The organism is Streptococcus sp. 29887 (genome assembly GCF_032595075.1).
In the GTDB taxonomy this organism is placed as follows: Bacteria; Bacillota; Bacilli; order Lactobacillales; family Streptococcaceae; genus Streptococcus; species Streptococcus iners.
In genome coordinates this window covers 800,109-818,310 of record NZ_CP118735.1, presented here as the reverse complement: position 1 = coordinate 818,310, position 18,202 = coordinate 800,109, and the positions used below count along the sequence as shown (strand labels likewise).

Sequence of the window (18,202 nt, the reverse complement as noted above, 5' to 3'; positions counted from 1 at the left end):
TAATTTTTCATACAATTAGTCAACCAGTTAATTATAAAGTGGTTAAGTTTTTTGCAAAAAATAGGATTTTCAAATGAAAATCCCATCTCTATTCTTCTAGTAAAGTAGGCCTACCAAGGCTAAAACAACCATGAGTGCCAAGATATGTCCGACAGTCACCAGTACAAATGAGTACTTAAGACCACGCTTCATACTTAACTTAGACAGATTGTGGAAGGTAATCATGACACCCGATTGCGGTACAACTGTTAGGATAGCCGAAGCCACTACGACCACACGGTGAAGGATTTCCGGGTCAATCCCCATTTCCAAATAGGCAGGCAAGAAATTACTTGAGGCGATACCAACCGCACCAGAGGATGAACCAATAATACCACTGAGCAAGGCTGTTGACACAGACAAGCTAATCAAAGGCGAACCCGGAATTTGTTGGATCCATTCTTGAATTACCGCAAAACCAGCTGACAAGGTCAAGACAGTACCAAATGCCACCGTACTTGAAGTGGCAAAGGCAGGAACAATAGAAGCAGTCGCCCCTGTATTCAGAAGTTCCTTCTGATTAGGCAGATATGGGTAGAACAAGATGGCTGATAAAACAATAGATACCAACAAGCCAATGACCAAAACATTCGGAGTTTTATTCAAAAGGAAGATGGTCGCAATCAGACTAAGCAAGGGCAAGACTGAGAAGAAGAGGTTTGGTCTTTTTGTATCTAAGTCCACAACCACATCGTCAACATTCTCCGTGTAGGTTTCCCCATTTGCCAAGCTCTTCTTGAGACAGTAGCCCATGTAAAACAAGCCAAAGAGCAAGAGAACCGCACTAGCAGCCAAACTGATAAGCGGAGCCGCTGTCAAACTTGTTCCCAAAACCTTGGTCGGAATAACGTTCTGAATGGACGGTGTACCCGGTAAGGTTGTCATGGTATAGGTGCTAGCACCCATAAAGACTGGTAGTGGGAATAGAGCCCAGTTGATATTTAACTCTTTGAAAAGAGGACGTGACAGAGGCAAGAGAGTAAATATTACAACAAAAATACTCACACCTCCATAGGTCAAAATACTTGTAATGAGGGCCAAAGCTAGCAAGACCTTATAAGGACTATCTTTCCCCACTAATTTTAGAATGCTATTAGCAATGGTCAAGGTAGCCCCACTTGCCTCCATATAACGTGCCAAGATAGAGCCTAGCATAAAAATTGCAAAGTTATTGATTAAAAAACCTGCCAAGCCTGTCATGTAAGACTTCTCCTGTCCCAACATGACCTCTAACACATTCATCTGGTTGGTCAGCAAAATAATCAAACTAGCTACTGGCGCTGCCACAATGACATGTAAATTCTTTGACGTTAAATAAATAATGGCTACAACAGCCAATAAAACTCCTAAAATCGCTAATATTTCCATAATTCTCCTACTATTTTTCTATACTATTGCATTTTTAAATTCAATTTCTTAATATCTTTTACATCTTTCAAGGGAAGCAATAATTCTGCAACTGTCTTTTGCAAGACAGGATGATAGTAATCGGCCGCAATATCAGTCAGCGGTAAAAGCACAAATGCCCGCTCATGAGCATAGGGATGGGGAACGATGAGGTTTTCTTCCTCAATCACTTGATCATCCCAAAAAATAATGTCCAAATCAATGGTGCGTTGGCCCCATTTTTCAATCCGTACGCGGTCAAGGTCCTGCTCAATCTCTTGGCAGAAAGTTAAAAATTCCTGGGCAGACAAATCAGTATACACTTGACAGGCTAGATTGAGGAAATCAGCCTGATCCGTCTTGCCCCAAGCTGGTGTTTCATAGATATGGGAAACCGAACCAAGTCGGCAGTCTGGGTGTTTGTCCAGTTTTTTTAAGGCAGCCTGTAAGTAGGCTTGCCGGTCGCCCATGTTCCCACCGATACTGAGATAGGCTAGATGTTTCATGGTCGTTCACGCTCCAGTTCAACCCCAACAGCATCATAATGACCAGCAATGGGCGGATTTTCCTTGTAAATGGCCAAGCGAATTTTTTCTACCATTGGAAATTGGTCAAAAATCTCTTGACAGATGACACCGGCTACCTTTTCGATCAGGCGATAGGGCTTACCTTCCACAACCGCTTTAATGGTTTCAAAAACCAAACCATAGTGAACTGTATCTTCTAGCTGGTCCGTTTGAGAAGCTGCTGTCAGGTCAACAAACAAATCACAGTCAACTGTGAAAATTTGACCAAGAACCTGTTCTTCTTTGAAAGCCCCATGGTAACCATAGAAACGGCATTTATTAAGAGAAATCTTATCCATGTTGACCTCCAGAAGTCAATTGGTCCCAAACTTTAACGATGTCACGGTTGGCAGCGACATCATGGACACGGACCATTTTACAGCCTTTTTGAACTGCCCAGGCGGACAGGGCTGCTGTAGCTTGATCACGATCAGTCGGTAAACTATTTCCCCCAAGCAAGTAATCCACCACGCGCTTACGGGAAATCCCGAATAAAACCGGATAACCAAGACCAGTAATCTGATCCAAACCTTGCAAGAGATCCAAATTATGCTGAACATTCTTAGAAAAGCCAAAGCCTGGATCCAACCAAATCTTGCCTGCAGCTATTCCAGCATCCAAAGCAGCTTGAGCCCGCTCAGCTAGAAAGTTTTTAACTTCTCCAACAACATCCGCATAGCTTTCTTCTTTCTGATTGTGCATGAGCATGATGGGCACCTTGTACTCCGCAGCCAGAGCCAACATTTCCCCATCATAAAGACCTGCCCAGACATCGTTTAAAATATCTGCACCTGCTTCCAAGGCTGCACGTGCTGTGCCTGTTTTATAGGTATCGACGCTGACAAGACAGTCATAGTTTTCTTTGATAGCACGGATAATGGGCACCACGCGTGCAATTTCATCTTCTTCAGACACAAATGTTGCACCTGGACGAGTGGACTCACCACCGACATCAATGACGGTCGCCCCATCTGCCAATAATTTTTCCACCTGAACCAAGGCAGCTTCTACTTCATTGTAGTTGCCTCCATCGGAAAAAGAATCTGGGGTCACATTGAGAATTCCCATAATAGTCACTTGATTTGTTAAGTCTTGAATAGACATAGGACCTCCTATTTATTGTGGATCATGGACAAGAGTTCACGGCGCAAGATGGCATCTTCCTTGTATTTACCGAGGGCAACAGTCGTCACCGTCTTGCTACCTGGCTTGCGAATACCACGCATGCTCATGCACATGTGCTCTGCTTCTACCATGACAAAAACACCTTCTGGTTCAAGTGCATCTTGAAGGGCATGGGCAACCTGATGGGTCAAGCGTTCTTGTAACTGGGGACGGCGACTGGCTACTTCTACTGCACGTGCCAGCTTACTCAGACCTGTCACACGACCCTTGCTAGGAATATAGGCTACATGGGCAATGCCATAAAAAGGCACTAAATGGTGTTCGCACATGGAGTGGAAGGGAATATCCTTGACCAAGACCACTTCCTCATGTCCCTCTGAAAAAACAGCTGTAAATTGGTCTTTTGGGTCCTCTTCTAAGCCGTTAAACATTTCTAAATACATTTTAGCGACCCGCTTAGGCGTATCTAAGAGCCCTTCACGATTCGGGTCTTCACCTAGTAATTCCAATAATTGATAAATGGTTTGTTCGATTTGTTCTTGTTTTGACATAATACACCTTAAATAGTTTGATGTTCTTATTATACCCTAAATTCCCTTTTCAGAAAAGGGCTTTCAGTATGCTAATCCAAAAACTGTCCCCTGTCAGATAGAAGGCTGACATACTCATACAAGGAGCTTTATGGTATAATGAAGAAAAATATTTTCAAGGAGCCACCATGACTAAAAAACCTGTTCAACTCGCTACCATTTGCTACATTGATAATGGCAAAGAATTTCTCCTCCTTCATCGAAATAAAAAGGAAAACGATGTCCATCAAGGTAAATGGATTGGAGTGGGTGGCAAATTGGAACCTGGAGAAACACCGCAAGCCTGTGCCATTCGCGAGGTCTTGGAAGAAACGGGTCTGACCGTCACTAAACACGCCCTCAAAGGGGTTATCACCTTCCCAGACTTTACTCCAAACACAGACTGGTACACCTATGTCTTCAAAATTACTGGCTTTGAAGGAAGTCTTATTGACTGCAACGAAGGCGATTTGGAGTGGGTTCCTTATGACCAAGTTCTGTCCAAGCCCACCTGGGAAGGTGACCGTCATTTTCAGGAATGGCTCTTGGAAAACCGTCCTTTCTTCTCTGCCTGCTTCCGCTACGATGGAGATACTTTGCTGGATTACAGCGTTGATTTTTATGAAAAATAAGCTAAGAACCTATATTCACAGTTCAACACTTTCATATAAATACTTCACTTGTGAATTCCAATTCTAAGTGACAGAGAAAAAGCCTTGGAAATCCAGGGCTTCTTTGATTTTATAAATATTTTTTCTTAGGCATTTGCTTGTTCAGAATAACATCTAGGGGTCCAGCGGTTAAGATGGTATCAACCAGTTTTTTGTCCGTCACTGATTTTTCCAGAAGAACTTGGTATTCTAAAACAAGGGCTTCTTTTTTCTGCTTGTATTTGAGGGAAATGAGGTCTGCTTGTTTACAAGAACTACCAAATTGATTTTCAAAAAATTGATCATAGTCAAACTCAATCGGTACAGTCACTAGGAGATGGCGGCGGTTCTGATTAACCTGGGCAAAACCAATGTTTTCAAAAATCAAGATACAGGCTGACAAGACTAGGGTCATAAAAACGGCAAGTCCAAGGAAACCCATACCCGTTGCCAGACCAATGGCCATGGCCAATAGAATGGCTAGCATTTCCTTAGATGAACCTGCGGCAGAACGAAACTTAATCAAACTGAAGGTCCCAGCCACCGCCACACCTGCTCCCAAATTTCCATTGACCAAGGCGATAATAACAGCAATTAGGGCAGGCATCAGGCTGAGGCTAATAACAAATTCCTTAGTATAATTAGATTTGTATTTATAAACAGCTGCATGGAGCACACCCATAGCAAGACTGACACCAAAAATCAGGGACATCTGAGTTAGGGTAATATGGTTATTTGATGTTGAAAAGATACTATTAAACAATTGCATGTAGGGCTACTTCCTCTCTGCGCATTTGATGGGCCAGCTTGTAGGCATTTCCATATTTTGAAAATGATTGCTTCTCCAGCTGGTATTTTTCTAACAAGGCTAACAACCAGTCTGGCAACTGCTCTGGTACCTTGATTTCCATAATGACCTTGTTGGGATCTAGAAGAGCTTCTCCAAATTTCCCTTCTGTTGCTGCAACCTCGTAATGACGATAAAGCAAATTTTTATCAATGGTTAAACGAATTTTCTTGTCCTCAATACCTTTATAGGACACACGGTCATAATAGATATACATCATCGGCTTGATGGCTCCATAACGTTCACGTAACCGTTCCAACTCAGACGTCACCATTTCATCTGTGATGGTCTGATCTATCACACCTTTTTCGATATAGTTGGTTACCGACAAAGGATTAGAAGTCAAGCGATACTTATAGCCGATTTTATTCTCTTTCTTCTTGATTTCTAGAAAGGCCTGGCTACCTGCAGATGGCTGGGCATCGTAGATCCGCATTCGGATTTTTTCACGCCCATTTTTCTTGGCAATGGAGTCTTGAATCATGTCGAAATCTTCATTATCAAAATAGACATTTGTGATAGTCGAAGTCGCAAACTCATCTGAAACCATGTGTTGCTGCAAATCCTTTTCGAGTAGTACAAATGTTTCTTTATCAACGATGTATTTTGTTTCAATGCGTTTAAATTGTTTTTGTACAATTCTAGTTTTCATCTTTTTCCCTCTTTATTTCAAGTGCTTGGCAGTTACCTGCCTCGTTTATAGTCCTTAGTTTAACGGTCAACCTTTAAACGAAACTAAAAATAATGTTAAACAAAACTTAAACAGCAATAGAATTGAAATCCTTTTGTCACACTCCAAACTATGCTACAATAGTCCTAACAATGATAAGGAGAACCCTATGTACGAATTTGTCCTAGAATACGGCTCTTTCCCCGTAAAACTCATCGACGGCTTTGTCAACAATCGCTCAGAAATTCCAGATTTTCTGAAAGAAGATGAAGAGATGATTGCCCGCCTGAACCAGATCAACGAACTCTTCCATCAACTCTTTTTAACCATTGAGTGTAAATTTGACTACGTTGGCAAGCAGTTCCCAGACAAGATTGAACAATTACGAACTCTCTATCATCCTCTTGCAGACGATTTGCAGGCTAAGTACGGAGATAAGATAGAGTTAAAAATCGAACCCTTTATTTTGTAAAGCAAAAGAGATGGCACAGAACCATCTCTTTTTACTATATTTAATTTGCTTATTTGGAATGAACTTCCGAATGTTTATATCCATAGAAAAGATAAATCAAACTTCCTACGATGAGCGCCACTCCAAAGGCAATCCAGGTATCTAGGCTGTACTGGAACATAAAGGACAGGCAGATAATGATGGAAAGGATTGGCAAAGCTGGTACAAATGGCGTTTTGAATTGATCTTCTTTTGGTAAACCTTCAACCTGACGCAAGCGGATAAGGCCAAGGGCCAGCATAATCAGATAGGCTAGGGTACAAATATTGAGGAAGCTGGCAATACTAGCCAGAGGGAAAATTCCTGCACAGATTGCCGCAAAGATACCCACTAAAATAGTCGCATTTTTAGGAACCTTGCTAGTCGCTGTCAATTGGCTGAGCGATTTAGGCAAGAGCCCATCACGGCTGATGGAGTAAACCATACGAGATAGGGCGTAGGTCATGGAAATACATACCGTAATCAGGGTCAAGATAGCTACGACAGATACATAACTTGCTGCCCAGCCCAAGCCCACTTCACGAAGAGCAAAGGCAACCGCATCCGCTACATTAAGCTTGCTATAGTGCACCATTCCGGTCAAGACCAAGGTCACGACTATGTAAAGAATGGTTACGATAGACAAGGACAATACAATTCCCTTTGGTACATTCTTCTCAGGGCTTTTGACTTCATCAATCGCCAAGGAAATAGACTCAAAACCAAGGAAGGCAAAGAACATCAGAGAAGCCCCTGCCATAATACCAGCCTGACCACCATAGACTGCCCCAAAACCAAATGGAGCAAAATTGGACCAGTTCTCAGGCTTAATGAAGAAGAGCCCAGCAAGGATGAAAAGAGCTAATGCTGAAAATTTCAATACAACTAGAGCCGAGTTAAATCGAAGGGCAGCCTTGGAATTGAGTAGAACCACACCAACCACGAAAATCAGCACCAAGACTGGTAAAAGGTCGATATAGGTTCCTTGAGCTGGATTGAAAGTGCCATTCAAGGCCGTTGGCAGAGCAAGACCAAAATTAGCTAACAAACCTTTCAAATAAGAACCCCAGCCCGATGCCACACTGGACACTGCTGTCAAAAATTCCATAATGGTCAACCAACCTGCAAGCCAGGCAGGAAATTCACCAAATACCGCATAGAGATAGCCGTAGGCCCCACCGTTTGTCGGGATTCGAGAGGCAAATTCAGCGTAAAATAAGGCCGTTAAACCAACAGAAACTGCGGCAATTACAATCGATATAATCAAAGCTGGACCTGCATATTGCGCCGCCGCTAGGCCAGTGACCGTAAAAATTCCCGTTCCCACCATGGAACCAATCCCTAATAAAATCAAATCCACCAAGCCCAAGTGGCGCCGCATATAACTGCTCCGTCCACTTGCTTGTTTTTTTCTAAATAAATTCACAAGTTACTCCTTAAAATAGAATAGCCTATTTGTTCTACAGATGAACAAATACAAGCCTGCCACATTATACCACAAAAACGTATATTTAGCACCAAAATACAAAGAAAAGAGCAGGTCTGCCCTAAAGTCAATTCCCGCTCTTCTTTCAAATTATTCTTGACTAATAGTCACATTTTTCAGGTAATTGTTCTTATCCAGTTGACCTGTAAAACTATCTCCGACCTTGATAAATGGTAGCTTGTCTGTACTATCCTCAGTTGCCTTAACCTTGTATATCTGACCTTCTGATTGAATATAGTAAACCGTTGAACCAGCAATCATCTGGCTGGCCAAGGCTTCAACCTTGCCAGAAATCACTTCTGCTTCTTCAACTTCTCCAGAGTCGCTTGTATTGAGGCCTGTTAGACTTGAAGCATCTCTTCCTGTCACTTGCGAAATAAGGGACGCCACGTCATTGTTGACTGTTACTTGTTGGTAATCTTCCGCATCGACCAGGGCATAGGACTTGACCAAACCAGCATCATCTTTGAGAGAAACCAAGTAGTAGGCAGTATCTGCTAATTTGACCAGACTTGGTGCTGTTGCCTGATAGCCCTTTTCCTGTACTTCCCCTTCTGCTGATTCTTGGGCTGCAGTTTCAGTCGCTGAAGCTAGTTTGTAGTTTGTGATTTCACGGGTCCGCATATTGACCAGAATAAATCCAAGGTTGGATGAATCTGCTGTAGCTGAGGTAATGCCTGTATAGAGGTAAATATCAGAACCGATAGAAATATAATTGTAGCTGTCAGTTGTATGTTTGACACCTGTTTGGCTGAAAATGGTATTCCAGAAACCATTTTGGTAGGTGTAATGATCATCGACACGACTAATCACATTGCTGGCTGAATAAACGCGGTCCACCCACTCAGGAATATCTGCCAGACTGTACTCCTTGCTCTCGCCTGTCACGGCATCCAAGACTATGGCACCAGTCGGATCATTGGAAGACAGACCAAATTTTGGTTGGTAAGTCGTTGCGATATAGTAAGGATTGCCCTCATCATCCACTTCAAAGGACGGTTTTCCAAAAATGGTTGTTGGGTATTGCATCCGGAGATGACGCAGGGTGTCATTGAACAAATACTCCGAATCGGAATAATGCATGGACTTGCTCAGCTTGGCAAGCTCTGCTTTCCCTGTCGTCTGATTGACCTTAACATAGTAGCCAATCCCATCTTGATGGTTGCTCAGCCATTTCCAAAAAGACTTATACTCCAAGGGCGACACACGGAAAGGTTGCTGACCGATGGTAATCTGACGATAGTCATCAGAAATACCAAACTGGGAAACCTTATCGATGGTGCCCAGATAGGTGTCACCGATTTTCTCAGCCGAAGCACGGTCCAAGAGAGCCAGCTTGGAAATATCGGTTTCAGGGAAATCCGACTTGAAATCTGCATCCGTCACTGAAATGACCGCCGCATAATCTTTAGCTCGGAAGATAGGAGAGTTGAAAATCCCCAGTCCAACCAAGGCAAGAACAACTAAGAGCCAGAGGCGACCAGTCCAACTAAGAAAGGCAGGCAGTTTAGGATTGATATTGTAGGTTGTCACCTGACGCTGTCTACCTGACACTTTGGTAGCCTGTTGAACAAGTCCTGCTGGATTGCTAAAAAGCAAAATCAACCAGGCCAGGGCTGTCGATTGCAAGACGAAAACCCAGAAACCCAAACTAAACACATTGATAGCGGGTAGCTGATACCAGTAGTAGACTAGCATCTCTAGGATAAGAGCTAGCCAGGCAAAGCCAATCAATTTTCTTTTCATAACAACCTCCGAAACCAAAGATTTATTTGCTACTATTGTACCATACTTTTAGTACTATAACACAAAATTTGAAAAATTTTTTCAAATTCCCTTGTTCGCTTGAAAGGGGGATTTTTGGTATAATGTAAAAACAGTAAGAAACTAGAAAAGGAACCTGTATGAAACTCATTTCTTGGAACATTGATTCCCTCAATGCTGCTCTGACAGCTGAATCCCCACGCGCCCTCCTATCCCGCGCCGTGATTGACACGCTAGTTGCGGAAGATGCCGACATTATTGCCATTCAGGAAACCAAGCTCTCTGACAAGGGGCCAACCAAAAAACACTTGGAAATCCTTGAAAGCTACTTCCCTGGCTATGAAAATACCTGGCGTTCATCTGTTGAGCCTGCACGCAAGGGCTATGCAGGTACCCTCTTCCTCTATAAAAACCACCTAACACCGACCATTAGCTTCCCAGAGATTGGTGCGCCAACTACTATGGACTCTGAAGGGCGCATCATCACGCTAGAGTTTGACGACTTCTATGTTACCCAGGTTTATACGCCAAACGCTGGCGATGGCTTGAAACGATTGGCCGACCGCCAAATCTGGGACGTCCAGTATGCTGCATACCTATCTCAGCTTGACAGCCAAAAACCAGTCCTAGCCACAGGTGACTACAACGTTGCCCACAAGGAAATTGACCTGGCCAACCCAGCTAGCAACCGCCAGTCACCAGGATTTACAGACGAAGAGCGTGAAGGATTTACAAATCTACTTGCTAAAGGCTTCACAGATACCTTCCGCCACTTACATGGGGATGTCCTCAACGCCTATACGTGGTGGGCTCAACGCAGCCGCACCAGCAAAATCAACAACACAGGCTGGAGAATCGACTACTGGTTGGTCAGCGACCGTATCGCTGATAAGGTAACCAAGTCAGATATGATTGATTCTGGTGCCCGCCAAGACCATACACCAATTGTTATGGAAATTGATATCTAATATTAAGAAGAGCTCTAGCTCTTCTTTTTTTCATTTACAGAACAGTTTTGATTGCACATTCATCACGCTTGCCGAAAAGTAAAAAGATTGATATAATAAATATATAATAAACCAGTTAAGGAGGTCATCAATGAATCCAAAGAAAATTGAAGCACATTGCTTGACCGTTTCTGCTATTATCAATGGCTTAAACGGTTTAGCAGGTCTAGCCGTCTATATCATGACTGACCTAAATGCCCTCTTGCTTGATGGCGTTTTTTCCCTCATTGCCTTTATATCTTCCCTGGTCGCATACCATATCTCCAAGCATAGTCATAGGAAAACGGCAACCTTTCCCCAAGGATTACACTTTTTAGAACCACTCTATGCCATTATGAAATCCTTGGCAACCTTACTTCTCCTGATTTTTGCTGTCTTAGAAACTGCAGCAACCGCCTTTGCTTACTTTGTCCATGGCATTGCCCACAAGATGACCACTGGACCTGTTATCCCCTACACCAGTATAATGCTCTTTGTCTGCTTTGGTCTTTATGCCTACAATCGCTATATGAATAAAAAAATCGGCAATATTTCGACCATCATCGCCGCCGAGGCCAAGGGCAATCTGATTGACGGTCTGATTTCAGCAGCCATTGGAGTAGCCTTTCTATTCTTAGCCTTTATCCCTAACAAGAGCCCCCTAGATTTTCTGCATTATACAGGTGATTTCTTCGTAACCCTTGCTCTTGCCCTAATCTCATTCAAGGAACCTCTCACCCTACTCATTACCTCATTTAAAGAACTAGCCCATGGTACTGTCCATCTACCTGAAATTCAAGAATGTCTTTATGAGATATTAGAACAATACTTAGAAGAAACTGAGGATGTGGATATTCATATCTATAAACAAGGCATGCAGGTTCGGATAAAGATACACCTTCAAGATGTTGAACACGACATCATGCGACAGCTTGTTGCCAAGAAGCCCCATATCCTTGATACCCTCAAACAACATCATGAGTACATCACCGTGGAATATGCTCTCTAGAATTTTCGCTCAATCATCAAAAAATCTCGGCCCTATAAACCGAGATTTTCGTATTTTGTTCGATAACCAATCTGCAAGATTTTTCCATCCTGAATCAGCAAGGGACGCTTAATCAGCATGCCATCATTAGCTAATAAGTCTAATGCTTGGTCCACAGTCAAACTATCAAATTTATCTTTAAGACCAAGTTCACGGTAACTATTACCAGACGTATTAAAATACTTTTTCAAGTCTAAACCAGTTGCTTCCATCCAAGATTTGAGCTGGTCAGCACTGGGAGGCGTCGCCTTAATGTCAATTGCTTCAAATTCCAAGCCCAAACTCTTTAGCTCTGCCTTGGCTGCCCGACAGGTCGAGCATTTAGGATACTCATAATATAAAATCATTTTTTCACCTCAAAGTGTGGATTTTCATGTTGCAAGAGCCAGATTTTCTTGTCCAAGCCACCTGCATAACCTGTCAACTGTCCCTTTTGATTGAGAACACGATGACAGGGAACAATGATAGAGTAGGGATTACGCCCAATCGCTCCCCCCACAGCCTGACCAGACCGAAGACCAAGTTGCTGGGCCAGTCTTCCATAGTTGGTCGTCTGGCCATGCGGTATCTCTTTTAATAGCCGCCAGACTTTTTCTTGAAAATCTATCCCAACAGGCTCTAAGGGGAGGTCTGAAAAATCTACCTGCTCACCTGAAAAGTATGCATCTAGGAGCAGTCTTGTACTGTTTAAAATAGGATGTGAGCCTAGCACAGGCTTTTCATCTAAACCACGTTCAAAATATTTCTGCCCTTCGAACCAGGCACCGCGCAAGCCTCTATCACTGGCTACCAAGGACATGGGACCTAGTGGGCTCTGGTAGATGTTTTTTACATACATACTTAGTTTTTATTTTTGATAACACGAACCTTAACTATAGACTCTGTTGCTTCAAAATTAGCAACCAACTGGTCAATTTTACCCTTATCTGCCTCATCCAAGTCTAGCAAGGTATAGGCATAGTCACCTTTTGACTTGTTAATGATATTGTCAATGTTAATGCCCAATTCAGACACGGCTGTAGTAATTTTTGCTACCATATTTGGAATATTCTTGTTAATCAAGGTGATACGATATGGAGCATCCAAAAATTGTTTGACATTTGGGAAATTGACGGAGTTGATAATTTCACCAGTCTCCATAAAGCGTCGGATGGTTTGACCAGCCGCAATAGCACAGTTAAGCTCCGCTTCTTCTGTTGAGCCTCCAACGTGTGGGAAGACGATAATATTGTCCTTATTAAGTACTTCTTCGGTACCAAAGTCAGTAATGTACTTCTTGATAACTCCTGCTTCAATAGCTTCAAACAAGTCGGCATTGTTGACCAATTCACCACGAGCAAAGTTGATTAAGGTTGTCCCTTTTTTCATTTGACCAAAACTGTCCGCATTGAACAAATCACGGGTCTTATCTGTCAAAGGAACGTGGACAGTGATATAGTCGGCATTGGTAAAAATTTCTTTCAAATCATCTACACGCTTGACGTGACTAGAAATGCTCCATGCTGTTTCAATAGACACATACGGATCGTAGCCAAGAACATTCATACCTAGACGGCGAGCATCGTTGGCAATACGGGCACCGATAGCACCGAGTCCGATAACACCAAGGGTTTTGCCTGAAATTTCAGTCCCTGCAAACTGCTTCTTACCTGCCTCCACTTGCTTTGGCACATCATCACCTGACAAGGTATTGGTCCAAGCAGTCGCACCGATATAGTCACGCGCAGACAAGAGGATAGAAGCAATGACTGCTTCTTTTACGGCGTTGGCATTGGCTCCAGGAGTATTGAAGACCACAATCCCTTTCTCAGTCGCTTCATCGATTGGGATATTGTTGGTCCCTGCACCCGCGCGGGCAATAGCCTTGAGATTTTCAGGAAAATCAAAGCCGTGCAAGTTTTCAGAACGGATGATAAAGGCATCTGGATTTGCTGCATGATCTCCATCAATCTGGAAACGATTGCCCAATTCCTTCAGACCAACTTGGTTAATATTGTTAAATGTTCGTACGCTAAATACCATTATTCTTACCTAAAAAGGCGGAAGAGCCTCCGCCTGACTTTCTTTCATATTTTTAATTATTTCCAAGTAACCAACGATCGTCTTCACTAACCTCCTGATAGAGACTGCGTTCGCTCTTATGCTTGATTTTTTGGTAGGCTAGGCGTTCTCCGTCCAAGGGAATTTTGCCACAATAGACAAAGCCTAGTTTTTCCAGAATGTGTTGCATGGGCAGGTTTTTCTCATGGGTGTCACAGCGGAAATCTGGTCCCTTTTGCCCTTCAATTATCCCTTGTAGGAAGGTCTGAACCACACCTTGGCCACGGAAACCTTCAGCAACCGCCACACGGTGAATAGTCGTATAGAGAGGATTATTGTGCTGCCACTTGCCGTCATAAATGGCTTCATAGGCAGCCTCTGTCCCACGAAATACAGCCGCATATACAGCAACTTTACCGTCCACCAGACCAACATAGCCCTTGCCACTTAAAATATCCTCAAAAATCGTATCTTGATTAGGATAAGCACCTTGCCATTGGCTACTGCCAGAATCTGCTAGGAAAGCCTTGGCCTGATCCATAATCTGACAAATTGATCCTACTTCATTGGGATGTGCAAGACGGATTTCCATTAAGCATTCTCCGCTTCAAATTTTTTCATGAAGTCAATCAAGTCGACCACACCTTGACGTGGGAAGGCATTGTAGAGGGATGCTCGCATACCGCCAACAGAACGGTGGCCCTTGATGTTCTTGAAGCCTGCTGCTGTCGCTTCTTTGACAAATTTGGCATCCAGCTCTTCACTTGGGGACACAAATGGAATATTAGCTACTGATCGCTCTTCTTTTTTACGAACTGGGTTTTTGTAGAAATTAGACTGATCAATGTAGTCATAAAGCAAGCCAGACTTTTCGCGGTTGATTTTCTCCATTTCGTCCACACCACCAATTTCTTTGACCCATTCAAAGACTAGCTTAGAAATGTAGATAGAGTATGCAGGCGGCGTGTTATATAGTGACTCATTTTCTGCTTGAATACGGTAGTCCAACATGCTTGAAAGCATTGGTTGATCGTTAAGGAAATCCTCACGCACAATGACAACTGTCACACCAGCTGGCCCGATGTTCTTCTGAGCCCCTGCATAAATCATGGCAAAGTCTTCTACATTGTAACGAGCAGCCAGGATATTGGAAGACATATCGCCAATAACTGGAACGCCGTTGGTATCTGGAATGTCGTAAACAGCTGTACCTTCGATGGTATTGTTGGTGGTCAAGTGAACATAAGCTGCGTTTGGATCGATATCGTTTTTATCAAAAGTTGGCAATTCTGCATAGGTGATATCTTCTGTTGAGCCCAGCAAGATTGGTTCAAAGTCAATGGTCTTAGACAGTTTTACAGCCTCAGTATAGGCTTTTTTACCCCATGAACCACCTGCTAAATAGTAGGCTTTTTTACCTTGGGCAAAATTGAGAGGAATCATGGTAAATTCCAAAGATGCTCCACCTTGCAAGAAAATAACTTTATAGTTATCCGGAATAGCCATGAGTTCACGAAGGGTTGCTTCAGCACCTTTAATAATATCATCAAAGTCTTTGGAGCGATGGGACATCTCCAAAACACTCATTCCCGAACCATTGTAGTCCAAGAATTCAGCTTGAGCGCGTTCAAGCACTGGTTTTGGCAATACTGCAGGACCTGCAGAGAAGTTGTAGATTGTCATAAATTCCCTCCAAAATTAGAATGCGTTCATTATATCACAAGTATTCTGAAAATTCCATAAAATAAGCTACATTCTCAGAAAAGGTACGGAAAATGAGAAAAGGACTAGACTCAGCCTAGTCCATGATATAGATCATATACTTCTTGTTTTTTGAGTTGGTAGCGTTTAGCTACTTCCTTGATGGCCTGGTTGGGTTTGCGCCCCATTGCGATTTCCTTTTCCACCTCTGCCTTTAGATCCACTTCGTCTACGGATGGTAACTCTTCTTCACCAACACCTGCAACGATGATTAAACACTCACCCTTAAGGGGATTTTCCTTCAGATAATCTAGAACTTCTGTGATACTTCCTCGCTGGTACTCTTCATAGAGCTTGGTCAATTCCCGAACGATAGTCACTTGGCGATCTCCATAGACGGATAGCATATTTTCCAAGGTATCCGCTACCCGATAAGGAGATTCATAGAAAATCTGTGTTTCAGGGTAGGCACGTTTTTCTTGGAAAAAGTCCTTTTGTTGCCCTGCTTTTCTCGGTAAAAAACCATAGAAAATATGTGGCTGGGGAGCCAATCCCGAGGCAATCAAGGCTGTAATACCTGCTGAAGCACCAGGTAGGGCTACAACTGGGATGTTTTCTTCAATCGCCACCTTGACCAAGTCATGACCAGGATCCGAGATAGAAGGCAGACCTGCATCAGATACCTGGGCAATGGATTGACCCGACTTGAGCCAGTCTATCAGAACTGGAATTTTTTCATGAGCATTGTGCTCATGGAAGGAGATTTGACGAGTTTCAATCTCAAAATGTTTGAGCAGAAGTCCTGTATTGCGAGTATCTTCCGCTGCAATGACATCTACTTCTTTCAAGGCCTGGATAGCTCGAAAGGTCATATCCTGAAGGTTTCCAATAGGGGTAGGAACCAGATATAAGGTCCCAAAGCTAGTCTGTCCCTTAAATGATTTTTGTACTTTCATGCTATTCTCGATTCAATAATTCAATGCAGAACATACACGGTTCATCATTTTCCCTGCGTTGTCCATAAGAGAAGGTACAGATATGGAAGCCATCTTCGTAGATATGTTCCAAGTTTTCCTTACCAAAGTTGGATGACTTATGGCCTATCTTATCTTCCTTCTCAAGACGCTCACGCAATTTGGAATTTTCCAAACGCAAGGTCGTATTTTCATCAATGACACCCTGTAAATGCTTCTTTATGGCATCTACCTCTGCTAAGGTGGTCAAGAGATTTTGTGAAAAATCATCTAGGGCATCAAAAATTTCTTTCTTATCCATGGTCTTCCTTTCTGCTTATTTTAATGTCAGATACTCCAAACTATTCTGTAGGCTGACATTGGCATGCCACATTTCCTTGGCTCTTAGTAGGTTATCCATTTTTTCAATTACCTGTGGCTCCGACATTCTTTCTGCTAATAATAGACTGAGTAAATCAAACAATCGTCCTTGCTCTGCCTTTTCCACAGCCAAGGAAAGCAAGCTACCTACCTGCAAATAAGCCCGATTGCTGTCGGTCAGCAGCAGGTCGATAAATTTCCTAGCCTGACCCATTAGCTCCAGAAAATTCTTATTCTCTGCTAATTTCAGGGCCTCTTCCTGACTAGAAACCAGTCGTGCTAACAGACTGGCCTGGTTTTTCAACAAACCTTCTTCCTCCAGCATCCGCTCCAAGAGGGACAGATTTTTAGGAAAGCCGATAATCTGGGTTCGACTTTTAATGGTCGGAAGCACTGCTTCTTCCTGATTGGTCAAGAGAAAAGTATGGATATCCGACTGAGGTTCCTCGATTACTTTCAGGAGAGAATTGGCTGCATTGGCATGCATTTTCTCAGCATCTCGAATGATAAAAACCTGTTTGCTAGATTCAAAACCTGACTGAGAAAAATTCTTGACCAATTCACGAACAGTTTCTGTCTTGATGATATTGCCCTGGGGAGCTAGCAAGGTCACATCTGAAAACTCACCCGCTTCAATCAAACGACAAGTTCGACAATTCTGACAAGGTAACACACCTACTTTTTCCCCACAAAATAAGGACTGGCTGAGAAAAATAGCCATGTCATAACTGGCAAAATCACCAGAAAACAGATAGGCATGGGCCAGACGTCCTTGCTCCAAAATGGTCACAAATCGCTGGAATAGGCCAGCTTGTAACTGTCTTAGTTCTTCAATTTTCATGCTCTTTCCGCAAACCGTTTCTTAATGACTGACAAAGCATCCGCAACAACAGCATCTAAAGGCTGACTAGCATCAATCTTGACCAAACGCTCTGGCTCTTTTTCTAAAATACTGAGATAGCCCTGCCGAACACGCTTATGCATATCTGCCTTTTCCATGTCCAGACGGTCCACATCTCGATCCGCATTGCGAGCAATTCGAGCTAGACCCTCTTCTGCATCAATGTCAAAATAGAGGGTCAAATCAGGTTTCAAGCCATCTGTCGCAAACTGATTGAGCCAGTTAATATCAGCCACATCCAAGCCCCTTCCAAAGCCTTGATAGGCAATGGAGGAATCGATAAAGCGATCAATTAAAAGCAACTTACCTTCAGCCAAGGGAGGTAAGATTTTTTCTTTCAAGTGCTGACGACGGGCTGCGATAAAGAGTAAGAGCTCCGTCTTATCATCCATTTCCGTATTGGCTGGATCCAAAATAATGGAGCGAATGTCCTCAGCAATGGCCACTCCGCCTGGTTCTCTAGTTGTCACCACTTCTGGACCTAGCTCCTGCAAGGCTGGTAACAATTCCTGCAAAACCGTTGTCTTCCCAGCCCCATCTGGACCTTCAAATGTAATAAAAAAACCCTTACTCATCCTTCTCCTCATTCTTTGAACCTAT

The 18,202-nt window shown here is 43.0% G+C and carries 22 protein-coding genes; 4 read left to right on the top strand and 18 right to left on the bottom strand.

Translation table 11 applies throughout. The features are described from left to right. Positions 1-96: 96 nt before the first annotated feature. The 5 genes from PW252_RS04235 to folE are packed head-to-tail and all read right to left on the bottom strand — an operon-like array spanning position 97 to position 3,667. Complete coding sequence (locus PW252_RS04235; protein WP_248049530.1) at positions 97-1,407, bottom strand: GntP family permease; 1,311 nt, start codon at positions 1,405-1,407, stop codon at positions 97-99. A 23-nt stretch (positions 1,408-1,430) separates the two neighbouring features. Then, entirely contained in the window at positions 1,431-1,931 is a 501-nt protein-coding gene (gene folK / locus PW252_RS04230) for a 2-amino-4-hydroxy-6-hydroxymethyldihydropteridine diphosphokinase (RefSeq protein WP_248049529.1), read from the bottom strand. After that, positions 1,928-2,290 (bottom strand): dihydroneopterin aldolase, encoded by a 363-nt coding sequence (gene folB / locus PW252_RS04225; RefSeq protein WP_248032862.1) that lies wholly within the window; start codon positions 2,288-2,290, stop codon positions 1,928-1,930. Before folB ends, folK begins: the two co-directional genes overlap by 4 nt. Continuing rightward, positions 2,283-3,095: a dihydropteroate synthase gene (gene folP / locus PW252_RS04220; protein WP_248049528.1), complete on the bottom strand. Its 813-nt coding sequence runs from the start codon at positions 3,093-3,095 to the stop codon at positions 2,283-2,285. The genes folB and folP overlap by 8 nt, the downstream gene beginning before the upstream one ends. An 8-nt stretch (positions 3,096-3,103) precedes the next feature. Then, positions 3,104-3,667, bottom strand: coding sequence for a GTP cyclohydrolase I FolE (gene folE, locus PW252_RS04215; RefSeq protein ID WP_002938082.1), 564 nt, complete (start codon positions 3,665-3,667; stop codon positions 3,104-3,106). A gap of 167 nt (positions 3,668-3,834) precedes the next feature. Between folE and PW252_RS04210 the strand changes: the two genes are divergently transcribed. Further along, positions 3,835-4,317, top strand: coding sequence for an NUDIX hydrolase (locus PW252_RS04210; RefSeq protein WP_248049527.1), 483 nt, complete (start codon positions 3,835-3,837; stop codon positions 4,315-4,317). Positions 4,318-4,426: 109 nt separating this feature from the next. Here PW252_RS04210 and PW252_RS04205 read toward each other — a convergent pair whose 3' ends face one another. Next, a complete protein-coding gene (locus PW252_RS04205; protein WP_248049526.1) occupies positions 4,427-5,104 on the bottom strand; it encodes a DUF4956 domain-containing protein in 678 nt (225 codons plus the stop codon). Further along, entirely contained in the window at positions 5,091-5,834 is a 744-nt protein-coding gene (locus PW252_RS04200; RefSeq protein ID WP_248049524.1) for a polyphosphate polymerase domain-containing protein, read from the bottom strand. The genes PW252_RS04205 and PW252_RS04200 overlap by 14 nt, the downstream gene beginning before the upstream one ends. A gap of 187 nt (positions 5,835-6,021) precedes the next feature. On the opposite strand from PW252_RS04200, the gene PW252_RS04195 reads away from it, so the two are divergent. Continuing rightward, positions 6,022-6,324 (top strand): hypothetical protein, encoded by a 303-nt coding sequence (locus PW252_RS04195; protein ID WP_172029316.1) that lies wholly within the window; start codon positions 6,022-6,024, stop codon positions 6,322-6,324. Positions 6,325-6,373: 49 nt separating this feature from the next. Here PW252_RS04195 and PW252_RS04190 read toward each other — a convergent pair whose 3' ends face one another. Both PW252_RS04190 and PW252_RS04185 read right to left on the bottom strand, forming a co-directional pair. Next, complete coding sequence (locus PW252_RS04190) at positions 6,374-7,768, bottom strand: amino acid permease (RefSeq protein ID WP_248049522.1); 1,395 nt, start codon at positions 7,766-7,768, stop codon at positions 6,374-6,376. 150 nt (positions 7,769-7,918) lie between these two features. Then, complete coding sequence (locus PW252_RS04185) at positions 7,919-9,574, bottom strand: hypothetical protein (RefSeq protein WP_248049520.1); 1,656 nt, start codon at positions 9,572-9,574, stop codon at positions 7,919-7,921. Between the two features lie 158 nt (positions 9,575-9,732). Between PW252_RS04185 and PW252_RS04180 the strand changes: the two genes are divergently transcribed. Next, positions 9,733-10,560 (top strand): exodeoxyribonuclease III, encoded by an 828-nt coding sequence (locus tag PW252_RS04180; RefSeq protein WP_248049519.1) that lies wholly within the window; start codon positions 9,733-9,735, stop codon positions 10,558-10,560. 130 nt (positions 10,561-10,690) lie between these two features. After that, on the top strand, positions 10,691-11,587 hold the full coding sequence (locus tag PW252_RS04175; protein WP_248049518.1) for a cation transporter: 897 nt from the start codon (positions 10,691-10,693) through the stop codon (positions 11,585-11,587). A 32-nt stretch (positions 11,588-11,619) separates the two neighbouring features. On the opposite strand, the gene PW252_RS04170 is transcribed toward PW252_RS04175, so the two are convergent. From PW252_RS04170 to tmk, 9 genes are all read right to left on the bottom strand, one after another. Beyond that, a complete protein-coding gene (locus PW252_RS04170) occupies positions 11,620-11,973 on the bottom strand; it encodes an arsenate reductase family protein (protein WP_105124136.1) in 354 nt (117 codons plus the stop codon). Beyond that, the gene (locus tag PW252_RS04165) at positions 11,970-12,464 is read right to left on the bottom strand and encodes a methylated-DNA--[protein]-cysteine S-methyltransferase (RefSeq protein WP_248049517.1); all 495 of its coding nucleotides are present in this window, start codon (positions 12,462-12,464) and stop codon (positions 11,970-11,972) included. Before PW252_RS04165 ends, PW252_RS04170 begins: the two co-directional genes overlap by 4 nt. A 2-nt stretch (positions 12,465-12,466) precedes the next feature. Next, positions 12,467-13,648, bottom strand: coding sequence for a 3-phosphoglycerate dehydrogenase family protein (locus PW252_RS04160; protein ID WP_248049516.1), 1,182 nt, complete (start codon positions 13,646-13,648; stop codon positions 12,467-12,469). Positions 13,649-13,700: 52 nt separating this feature from the next. Continuing rightward, positions 13,701-14,258 (bottom strand): GNAT family N-acetyltransferase, encoded by a 558-nt coding sequence (locus PW252_RS04155; protein ID WP_248049515.1) that lies wholly within the window; start codon positions 14,256-14,258, stop codon positions 13,701-13,703. Next, on the bottom strand, positions 14,258-15,349 hold the full coding sequence (gene serC, locus PW252_RS04150) for a 3-phosphoserine/phosphohydroxythreonine transaminase (protein WP_248049513.1): 1,092 nt from the start codon (positions 15,347-15,349) through the stop codon (positions 14,258-14,260). The genes PW252_RS04155 and serC overlap by 1 nt, the downstream gene beginning before the upstream one ends. A gap of 110 nt (positions 15,350-15,459) precedes the next feature. Further along, the gene (rsmI, locus tag PW252_RS04145; protein WP_248049512.1) at positions 15,460-16,323 is read right to left on the bottom strand and encodes a 16S rRNA (cytidine(1402)-2'-O)-methyltransferase; all 864 of its coding nucleotides are present in this window, start codon (positions 16,321-16,323) and stop codon (positions 15,460-15,462) included. A gap of 1 nt (position 16,324) precedes the next feature. Then, positions 16,325-16,642 carry a DNA replication initiation control protein YabA gene (gene yabA, locus PW252_RS04140; protein WP_105117394.1) on the bottom strand — a complete coding sequence of 106 codons (318 nt, stop codon included), beginning with the start codon at positions 16,640-16,642 and terminating at the stop codon, positions 16,325-16,327. A gap of 15 nt (positions 16,643-16,657) precedes the next feature. Next, the gene (locus PW252_RS04135) at positions 16,658-17,542 is read right to left on the bottom strand and encodes a DNA polymerase III subunit delta' (protein WP_248049511.1); all 885 of its coding nucleotides are present in this window, start codon (positions 17,540-17,542) and stop codon (positions 16,658-16,660) included. Then, a complete protein-coding gene (tmk, locus tag PW252_RS04130) occupies positions 17,539-18,177 on the bottom strand; it encodes a dTMP kinase (RefSeq protein WP_248049510.1) in 639 nt (212 codons plus the stop codon). The genes PW252_RS04135 and tmk overlap by 4 nt, the downstream gene beginning before the upstream one ends. Positions 18,178-18,202 lie beyond the last annotated feature (25 nt).